Source organism: Pseudokineococcus basanitobsidens (genome assembly GCF_037482545.1).
GTDB lineage: Bacteria > Actinomycetota > Actinomycetes > Actinomycetales > Quadrisphaeraceae > Pseudokineococcus > Pseudokineococcus basanitobsidens.
This window is the reverse complement of the sequence record NZ_JBBIAA010000029.1, coordinates 25,964-34,663: the sequence shown is the minus strand read 5'-3', so window position 1 is coordinate 34,663 and position 8,700 is coordinate 25,964. Positions and strand designations below refer to the sequence as shown.

At 76.7% G+C, this 8,700-nt stretch carries 6 protein-coding genes; 4 read left to right on the top strand and 2 right to left on the bottom strand.

Features of this window, described 5'->3' with window-relative positions; translation table 11 throughout:
- Positions 1-281: 281 nt before the first annotated feature.
- Both WDZ17_RS15410 and WDZ17_RS15405 read left to right on the top strand, forming a co-directional pair.
- Positions 282-1,874 (top strand): long-chain-fatty-acid--CoA ligase, encoded by a 1,593-nt coding sequence (locus tag WDZ17_RS15410; RefSeq protein ID WP_339576066.1) that lies wholly within the window; start codon positions 282-284, stop codon positions 1,872-1,874.
- A gap of 763 nt (positions 1,875-2,637) precedes the next feature.
- The gene (locus WDZ17_RS15405) at positions 2,638-4,404 is read left to right on the top strand and encodes a DEAD/DEAH box helicase (RefSeq protein ID WP_422632007.1); all 1,767 of its coding nucleotides are present in this window, start codon (positions 2,638-2,640) and stop codon (positions 4,402-4,404) included.
- Positions 4,405-4,594: 190 nt separating this feature from the next.
- On the opposite strand, the gene WDZ17_RS15400 is transcribed toward WDZ17_RS15405, so the two are convergent.
- The gene (locus WDZ17_RS15400; protein WP_339576064.1) at positions 4,595-4,993 is read right to left on the bottom strand and encodes a DUF3817 domain-containing protein; all 399 of its coding nucleotides are present in this window, start codon (positions 4,991-4,993) and stop codon (positions 4,595-4,597) included.
- 189 nt (positions 4,994-5,182) lie between these two features.
- On the opposite strand from WDZ17_RS15400, the gene WDZ17_RS15395 reads away from it, so the two are divergent.
- Both WDZ17_RS15395 and nhaA read left to right on the top strand, forming a co-directional pair.
- Entirely contained in the window at positions 5,183-6,757 is a 1,575-nt protein-coding gene (locus WDZ17_RS15395) for a carboxylesterase/lipase family protein (protein WP_339576063.1), read from the top strand.
- Between the two features lie 159 nt (positions 6,758-6,916).
- On the top strand, positions 6,917-8,221 hold the full coding sequence (nhaA, locus tag WDZ17_RS15390; RefSeq protein ID WP_339576062.1) for a Na+/H+ antiporter NhaA: 1,305 nt from the start codon (positions 6,917-6,919) through the stop codon (positions 8,219-8,221).
- A gap of 19 nt (positions 8,222-8,240) precedes the next feature.
- Here nhaA and WDZ17_RS15385 read toward each other — a convergent pair.
- The coding region (locus tag WDZ17_RS15385; protein WP_422632003.1) for a glycosyltransferase family 2 protein at positions 8,241-8,700 on the bottom strand (460 nt) is incomplete at its 5' end.

Genomic DNA, 8,700 nt, shown 5'->3' with positions numbered 1-8,700 from the left:
GTGCGCCTCGAAGACGGCGCAGGGTTGCTGACCTGCGGTGACGTGGACGGGACGCGACGTCTGCAGGTCGCCTCGCGCTCGGTTGTGCCCGCGGCGCGGACGCACGGGGGACGGGAGGCCGACGAGCGGGTCGGGGGGGCGGGCAGGGGCGGCCCACCACCGGCGCGGGGCACCCGGTCGGGTCGTGCGCGGTGCTCCGCCTGCCGGCCCGTGGGCACGCCACCTACCCTGCCGGGACGCGGGTCGCGACGGCGCGGCCCCCGAGCTCGGGAGCGCATGCCATGCAGGGCTTCGCCACGCTGTCCGTCGCCACGATCCTGGCCGAGTCGGCGGTGCGGCACGCCGACCGCACCGCGGTCGTCGTGGGGGACGAGCGGATCACCTACGCCGAGCTCTGGGACCAGACCCGCGCCTACGCCGGGGCGCTGCGCGAGCGGGGTGTCGGACCCGGCACGCGAGTGGCGCTGCTGCTGCCGAACGTGGCCGACTTCCCGCGGGCCTACTTCGCGGTGCTCGCGCTCGGGGGCGTCGTCGTCCCCGTGCACGCGCTGCTGCAGGGCCCGGAGATCCAGTACGTCCTGGAGGACAGCGAGGCGACCCTGCTCGTGTGCGCCGCGCCGCTGCTGGCCCAGGGCGCCCGCGGTGCCCGCGCCGCCGGCGTCGACGTCCTCACCGTGCTGGCGCCCGAGGACCTCGCCCGCGAGCAGGGCCTCGTCCGGCTGGAGGACCTCGCCGCGGCGGCGGAGCCCGTCACCGCCGTGGAGCCGCGGCAGCCGGACGACACCGCGACGATCCTCTACACGAGCGGCACGACCGGGCGGCCCAAGGGCGCCGAGGGGTGCCACCTGGCGCTGGTGTCGCAGGTGGAGACGTCGCTGCTGGACACCTTCCGGATGTCGCCGGAGGACGTCGTCCTCGGCTGCCTGCCCCTGTTCCACACCTTCGGCCAGACGTGCGCCATGAACACCACCTTCCGGGCCGGCGCCACGATGGTCCTCGTGCCGAAGTTCGACGGCGCGACGGCGCTCTCGCTCATGGTCGAGCACGGCTGCACCGTCGTCATGGGCGTCCCGACGATGTACATGGCCTTCCTCGAGGCCGCCGCGAAGGACGAGCGGCGACCGCCGCTGAAGTACGGCGTCTCGGGCGGGGCGGCCATCCCCGTGGCGGTCATCGACCGCTTCCGCGACGTCTTCGGCGTCGAGATCCACGAGGGCTACGGCCTCACCGAGACCTCGCCGGTGGCGAGCTTCAACCCGGTCGGGCGCCCGCCGCGGCCGGGGACCGTCGGCGTCCCGATCTGGGGCGTCGAGGTCGAGGTCGCGCGCCACGACGTCCTCGACCGCGTCGAGCTCCTGCCGCGCGGCGAGATGGGGGAGCTCGTCGTCCGCGGCCACAACCTCATGAAGGGCTACCTCGGTCGACCGGACGACACCGCGGCCGCCGTCGTCGACGGCTGGTTCCGGACCGGCGACCTCGGGACCAAGGACGAGGACGACTACCTGACGATCGTCGACCGCACCAAGGACATGATCCTGCGCAACGGCTACAACGTGTACCCGCGCGAGGTCGAGGAGGTCCTCGCGGCGCACCCGGACGTCGCCCGCGTGGCCGTCTTCGGCGTCGCCCACGAGCGGCACGGCGAGGAGGTCGCCGCGGCCGTCGTCCTCGTCGAGGGCGCGACGACGTCCGCCGACGAGCTGCGGGCCTACGCCGCCGACCGGATCGCGGCGTACAAGTACCCGCGCCGCGTCGAGGTCGTCGACGACCTGCCGCTCGGCCCCAGCGGCAAGGTCCTCAAGCGCGAGCTCGTCGCCCGCTTCGGGACCCCCGCCGGCCCCGAGCCGACCCGCGAGGCCGAGCCCGCCACCTGAGCCGCGCCCAGGCCCCGCCCGACGCGTGCCCGTTCGAGAGCACTTCGACGACTTCCCGCTCGACGTAAGCCCTCGTGGCGGCATTTCGACGACTTCTCGCGCGCTGCGAGCCCGTTCGACAGCACTTCGACGACTTCTCGCGCGCTGCGACAGCACCTCGACGACCTCTTGCTCGTCGTGGGCCTCGGCGGCGGCACGTCGACGACGTCTCGCTCCGGGGAGCGCCGGGACGCGGCACGTCCACGACGTCGTGCCGGTGGAGCGGCGCCGATGCCCGGGGGACGTCCTCGAGGTCGGGGAATGCGGGGGCGTGCGGCACACTTGCTGGTGTACGGAGGAGCGGGCGCCCGAGCGCCCGGACGGGCGCGACGCAGGTCGAGCAGCCAGGTGGGTCCGCGCAGCGGGCACGTGAGCACGAGGACCTCAGGGTCACGGGCGTCTCAGGCGGCGATCGATCTCCACAGGGTCCACGGCCGACAGGTCCCCTCCGCCGCAGCCGCTCGCAGGCTGCGACCTGCCGCCGGTGCGTCGACGCACCACCCTCCCGAGGAGACCCTTGAGCACCAGCGCCCCTGCCCTCGACCGCCCCGACCTCGAGCACGGCCCCGCCGACGAGGCCGACGACCGCACCCCCGACCAGGCCGGCGGCGTCGACGAGCCGACCTCCGACCAGCAGGTCCCCGACGAGCGCGCCGGCGTCCCGGCCCAGGGCCGCCGCGACTCCACGGACGAGCGCACGGAGGGCTCCTCCGCCGCCGACGGCCTGCAGCCGGCCGCGTCGGACGGGGGCGACTCCGCCGACGAGACCACCGACGACGACGCCCCCGAGGCCGACCGGGGCCCGACCTTCGCCGACCTGGGCATCCGTCGCGAGGTGCTGCGCGCCCTCGACGGGCTGGGGTACGAGGAGCCGACGCCGATCCAGGCGGAGTCCATCCGTCCGCTGATGGCCGGCCACGACCTGCTCGGCCAGGCCGCCACCGGCACCGGCAAGACGGCGGCCTTCGCGCTGCCGCTGCTGGAGAAGGTGCCCGCGGGCGGCGGCCGCAGCCCGGTCGGGCTGGTCCTCGTGCCGACCCGCGAGCTCGCGATCCAGGTCTCCGAGGCCATCGCCACCTACGGCAAGCAGCTGGGCGCGCGCGTCCTCGCCGTCTACGGCGGGACGCCGATCGGCCGGCAGCTGCGCGAGCTGCAGCGGGGCGTCGACGTCGTCGTCGCGACGCCGGGCCGCGCGATCGACCACATCGGCCGCGGGACCCTGCCGCTGGGCGGGGTCCAGACCGTCGTGCTCGACGAGGCCGACGAGATGCTCGACATGGGCTTCGCCGAGGACATCGAGGAGATCCTCTCCGCGGCCCCGGCACAGCGGCAGACGGTGCTCTTCTCGGCCACGATGCCGCCCCGCATCGACCGGATCGCCCGCCAGCACCTGACCGAGCCCGTCCGGATCCGGATCGCCAAGGAGCGGACGGCCGAGGGCGAGGCGCCCCGCGTGCGCCAGACGGCGTACGTCGTCGGCCGCCAGCACAAGGTGGCTGCGCTGGGTCGCATCCTCGACCTCGAGCAGCCGAACGCCGCGCTCGTCTTCTGCCGCACGCGCGAGGAGGTCGACACGATCACCGAGCGCCTCGGCGCCCGCGGCTACCGGGCCGAGGCGCTGCACGGCGGGATGAGCCAGGAGCAGCGCGACAAGGTCGTCTCCCGCCTGCGCGCCGGGGCGGCCCAGCTGCTCATCGCCACCGACGTCGCCGCCCGTGGGCTCGACGTCGAGCAGCTCAGCCACGTCGTGAACTTCGACGTCCCGTCCGCGCCCGAGTCCTACGTCCACCGGATCGGTCGTGTCGGCCGCGCCGGTCGCGAAGGCGTCGCCCTCACGCTCGCCGAGCCCCGCGAGCGACGTCAGCTCTCGGTCATCGAGCGGGTCGCCGGTGCGCCGATCACGATCGCGCCGCTGCCCACGGTCGCGGACCTGCGCGCCCACCGGCTCGGCGAGACGCAGGCGGCCGTCGCAGCCGTCCTGGCCGGCGACCGCTCCGAGCTCGACGAGGTGCGGGGCGTCCTCGACGCGCTGCTCGCCGAGCACGGCGCCGAGGAGGTCGCGCTCGCCGCCCTGCGGATGGCGCACGCCGCCCAGGGCGCCGTCGACGACGTGGAGATCCCCGCGCCCGACAGCCGACCCGCCCGCGACGTCGGCCCCCGCGGTGCCGGCAGCCGTGACCGGGGCGACAGCCGCGGTCCGGCCTCCCGCGGCGGCCGCACGGGTCCCCGCAGCGGCCCCGCCGCCGGCAACGCGCGCCTCTTCGTGGGCGTCGGCCGCCGCGCCGGCGTCCGTCCGGCCGACCTCGTCGGCGCCATCGCCAACGAGTCGCCGGTCAAGGGCAAGGACATCGGCGCCATCGAGATCACCGAGCGCTTCTCGCTCGTCGAGGTGCCGGAGCGCGCCGCGGACGACGTCGTCGCCGCCCTGCGCGGCAGCACCATCAAGGGCCGCCGCGCCCAGGTCCGCCTGGACCGGGACGCCGCGCGCTGACCCGCGCGCCGTCCTCGTGACGGCCGTGACCGAGAGCCCCGCCGACGTCGTCGGCGGGGCTCTCGTGCGTGCGGGCCGCGCGACCCGGTCGTCACCCGGGCCCCACCTCACCCGAAGTCGTCGCCGACGTCGGGGGTGGGGTGGTCCTGGGTCGGAGTCGTCGCCGACGTCGGGGGGTGGGGGGACGGCGCTACTGCGCGTCGCCGCGGGCGCCGGAGCGGACGGCGTCGGAGCCCCGGGCGGGAGCCGGCACGTCCTCCAGGAGGCCGCGGCGCTGGGCCCAGACCTCGAAGACGACCGTGCCGACGGGCGGGAGGGCGGCGACGAGGGCCAGCAGGCCGACACGCCACGACCACTGCTGGACGCCCCAGGTGGCCAGCGTGGAGACGCCGTACAGGAGGAACGCCGTGCCGTGGAGGGCGCCGAAGACCTCGATGCCGTGGCGGCTGCCGTCGAGCAGGTAGTGCCAGCCCATCGACAGCAGGAGCCCCGCCCACGTCACCGCCTCGACGACGGCGAGGACGCGGAAGGTGGTGCGCAGGCGCGCACGGGTGCGCGGCGACGTCGGCGGCACGGGGAGGGCGGGCACGCCCCAGTGTCTCAGCGCGTCCCGGCGTCGACCGCGACGGGTGAGGGCCGGACGCGGTCGCCCCGGTCACGCCCCCCGCCCCGGTTGGTGCCGCACGGATGGCACGGCGAGGCTGGTCGCGTGATGCCCGGTCGCCGCCCCCGCGCCCCCGGCGGCGCACCCGCCGTCCCGCCCGACGAGGGCGCTGCCGTGCCTGGTCGGGTCTTCCTGCCCGGCGCGTCCGTGCCCGCGGGGGACGACGTCGTCGCCCGGACGCCGTCGGGCGCCGTCCGGGGGCTGCGCCGCAGCACCGCCTTCGGCGAGGCCGACTCCTGGCGCGGCGTCCCGTACGCGCGGCCCCCGGTCGGCGAGCACCGCTTCGCCGCACCGGCGCCGCCCGCGCCGTGGGGTGGCGTGCTCGACGCGACGGGCCCAGGGCCTGCCTGCGCGCAGACGGTGCCGGTCCTGCCCCGGTCCCTCGGGCTCGTGCTCGGCGCCACGGGACGGCGCACCGAGGACTGCCTCACCGTCGACGTCCACGCCCCCGCCGGCGCGGCGACGGACGGACGACGCCGTCCGGTGCTCGTCTGGGTCCACGGCGGCGCGTTCGTCACCGGCAGCCCGGGGGAGTACGACGGCGCCGTGCTCGCCGCGCGGGGCGACGTGGTCGTGGTCTGCGTCGGCTACCGGCTCGGCGCCTTCGGCTTCGTCGACCTCGCCGACGCCGTCGGTCGTCCCGGCCCCGGACGCCGTGGGGTCGACCCCGAGCGGGTGCCGAGCAACGCGGGCCTGCGTGACCAGGTACGGGCGCTGGAGTGGGTCCGCGACGCGGTCGAGGCCTTCGGCGGGGACCCGGCGCGCGTCACGCTGGCGGGGGAGTCCGCGGGCTCGGCGTCCGTCGCCCTGCTCATGAGCAGCCCCGCCGCGAGGGGGCTCTTCTCTGCGGCCATCTGCCAGAGCGGCGCCCTGTCCATCGCCACCGACCGGGAGGACGCGGCGCGGCTGGCCCGCGAGCTGTGCTCGCAGCTCGGCGTGAGCCGCGAGGAGCCCGAGGGCCTCTGGCAGGCCTCGACCCGCGACCTGCTCCGGGCCGTGGCCGCCGTCTCCGCGACCCGCCCGGAGGGTCTGGTGACCCGTCCGTGGTTCGACGACGACCTGCTCCCGGCGTCGCTCGCGGCGGCGCACGCGACCCGCACCCCGCCGGTGCCGCTGCTCGCGGGCACGAACCGCGACGAGCACACGCTCTTCCGCCGCTTCGTGCGCGACGTCCTGCCCGAGACCCGCCCGCGCCTGGCGGCGGCGCTCGACGCGGCGGCGCCGGCGGAGGACGTCGACCGCATCCTCGGGGCCTACCCCGACGACGAGCGGGGCCTCACCGACCTGGGGTCGCACCTGATCTTCACCATGCCGAGCATCCACCACAGCGACGCGCACGCCGCGCACAGCCCGACCTGGCGCTACCGGGTCGACTGGGGGCCGAGCACCTTCGGCCTGGGCGCCACGCACGGCGTCGAGCTGTACCTGCTGTGGCCGTACGCGCCGCTGCGGCGCTCGCTGCAGCGCCTGGACCGCGACGGGCGTGTCGCCGCGCTCGCCGACCGCGTGCAGCGGCACTGGCTGCACTTCGTCCGGCACGGCACGCCGGACCCGGGGGTCGGCCGCTGGCCGGCCTACGACCCGGACCAGCGGACCACCCTCGTGCTCGACCTCGAGGACCGCGTCGTCCTCGACCCCGAGGGCGCGCGGCGGGAGGCCTGGCGGGGCCGCGACGTCCTCGTGCACTGAACGGGTCCCACGCCCCCGCGCGTCCCGGCCCGTGGCCGGTGCGCCCCGCGCCCCGCCGCTCCCCGTACGGTGGAGCACCCGTGCCCGGCACGAGCGGTGCGGGTGGTGAGCCGGGAAGCCTGGTCGGCGCCCGACGTCGTCGACCCCGCGAGGTGCCCCATGAGCCAGAGCCGCCCCGGCGCGAGCGCCCCCCAGAGCCCCACCGACGTCGGGCCGCACGAGGTCGACGAGCACCGCAGAGGACTCGCCGCCCTGCTGTCCGGCGAGCGGCTCGGCGGCGCGCTGCTGCTGCTGGGGGCCCTCGTCGCCCTGGTCTGGGCCAACTCCCCGTGGCGGGAGACCTACCAGGGCCTCGCCGAGACGGTGGTGGGCCCCGCGTCGCTGCACCTGGACCTGTCCCTGTCCACGTGGGCGGCCGACGGCCTGCTGGCGATCTTCTTCTTCGTCGTCGGCCTCGAGCTCAAGCACGAGATCGTCGCCGGCAGCCTGCGGAACCCCCGTACGGCGGCGGTGCCGGCGGTCGCGGCCCTCGGCGGGATGGCGCTGCCGGCGCTCGTCTACGCCGTCGTCCTGCTCGTCGCGGGCGCCGACGGCCTCCAGGGCTGGGCCGTGCCGACCGCCACGGACATCGCCTTCGCCGTCGCCGTCCTCGCCGTCGTCGGCACGGGGCTGCCCGTCGGGCTGCGCACCTTCCTGCTGACGCTCGCCGTCGTCGACGACCTGCTGGCCATCACGATCATCGCGGTCTTCTACACGGACGACCTCTCCGTCCTGTGGCTCCTGGCGGCGCTGCCGCTCGTGGTCGTCTTCGCGCTCGTCTCGCGCGTCCGCCGCCCCGGCAGCACGGGCGCGCGCACCGGCCTCGTCGTGCTCCTGGTCGCGGTCGCCGCGGTCACGTGGGTCCTCGTCCACGAGTCCGGGGTGCACGCGACGGTCGCCGGCGTCGTCCTGGGCTTCGCGGTGCCGGCGGTCGCCCGCAGCGGGGAGGGCGTGTCCGTGGCGGAGCGCTACGAGCACGCCGTCCGGCCCCTGTCCGCCGCGCTGGCCCTGCCCGTCTTCGCCTTCTTCGCCGCCGGGGTCTCGGTCGTCGACGCCGGGGGGCTCGGGAGCGTGCTGACGCAGCCCGTGACGATCGCCGTCGTCCTCGGCCTCGTCCTCGGCAAGGTGCTCGGCGTCCTGGGCGTGACGGCGCTCGTGGCGCGCCTGACGCCGCTCGAGCTCCCCGACGGGCTGCGGACGCTGGACCTGCTCGGCGTCGCCTTCCTCGCCGGGATCGGGTTCACCGTGTCGCTGCTCATCACCGAGCTCGCGTTCGACGCCGGCGCGGTGCAGGACGGCGCCCGGGTCGCCGTCCTCGTGGGCTCGCTGCTGTCCGCGCTCGCGGCCTCGCTCGTGCTGACCCTGCAGAAGCGCGCGGTGCGGCGCAGCGGCGCCCGGACGCCGTCGGAGGCCGCGGCGTCCTGAGCCCCGCCGCCGGCCCCGCTCAGCCGTAGTGGCGCGCGGTGGACCGGCGCTGGCTGTCCTCGAGCGCGGCGAACCGCTCCTCCGCGTAGGGCGGCAGCACGCGGCGCTCGCGCACGACCCACGGCAGCCCGGCGAGGGCGAGGGCGAGGCCCGCGGCACTCGTGCGGTCGCGCGGGAGGGCCCGGACGACGTCCCGGGTCCGGCGCGCCGCGGCCGCGGGCGGCCGCCGCAGCCACGTGAACCACAGGGTGTTGCGCACCCCGTCCCGGCGGCGGCGCAGCCGCTCGCGCGCCGGCGAGGGCTGGTGGTGCAGCACGAGCTCGGGCACGTGGCACAGCTCCCAGCCCGCGGCGGCGAGGTCGGCGGCCATGAGCTCTTCCTCCCCGCCGAGCCACAGGCGCCGGGAGAAGCCGCCGACCTCGCGGAAGGCGCTGCGGCGCAGGACCGACGCGCCGGCGAGGAACGACCCGAGGGCCGGG

Excerpts from the sequence above, each read along its gene's own strand:
- WDZ17_RS15410 (WP_339576066.1), top strand. The coding sequence starts at position 282 with ATGCAGGGCTTCGCCACGCTGTCCGTCGCCACGATCCTGGCCGAGTCG.
- nhaA (WP_339576062.1), top strand. The coding sequence starts at position 6,917 with ATGAGCCAGAGCCGCCCCGGCGCGAGCGCCCCCCAGAGCCCCACCGAC.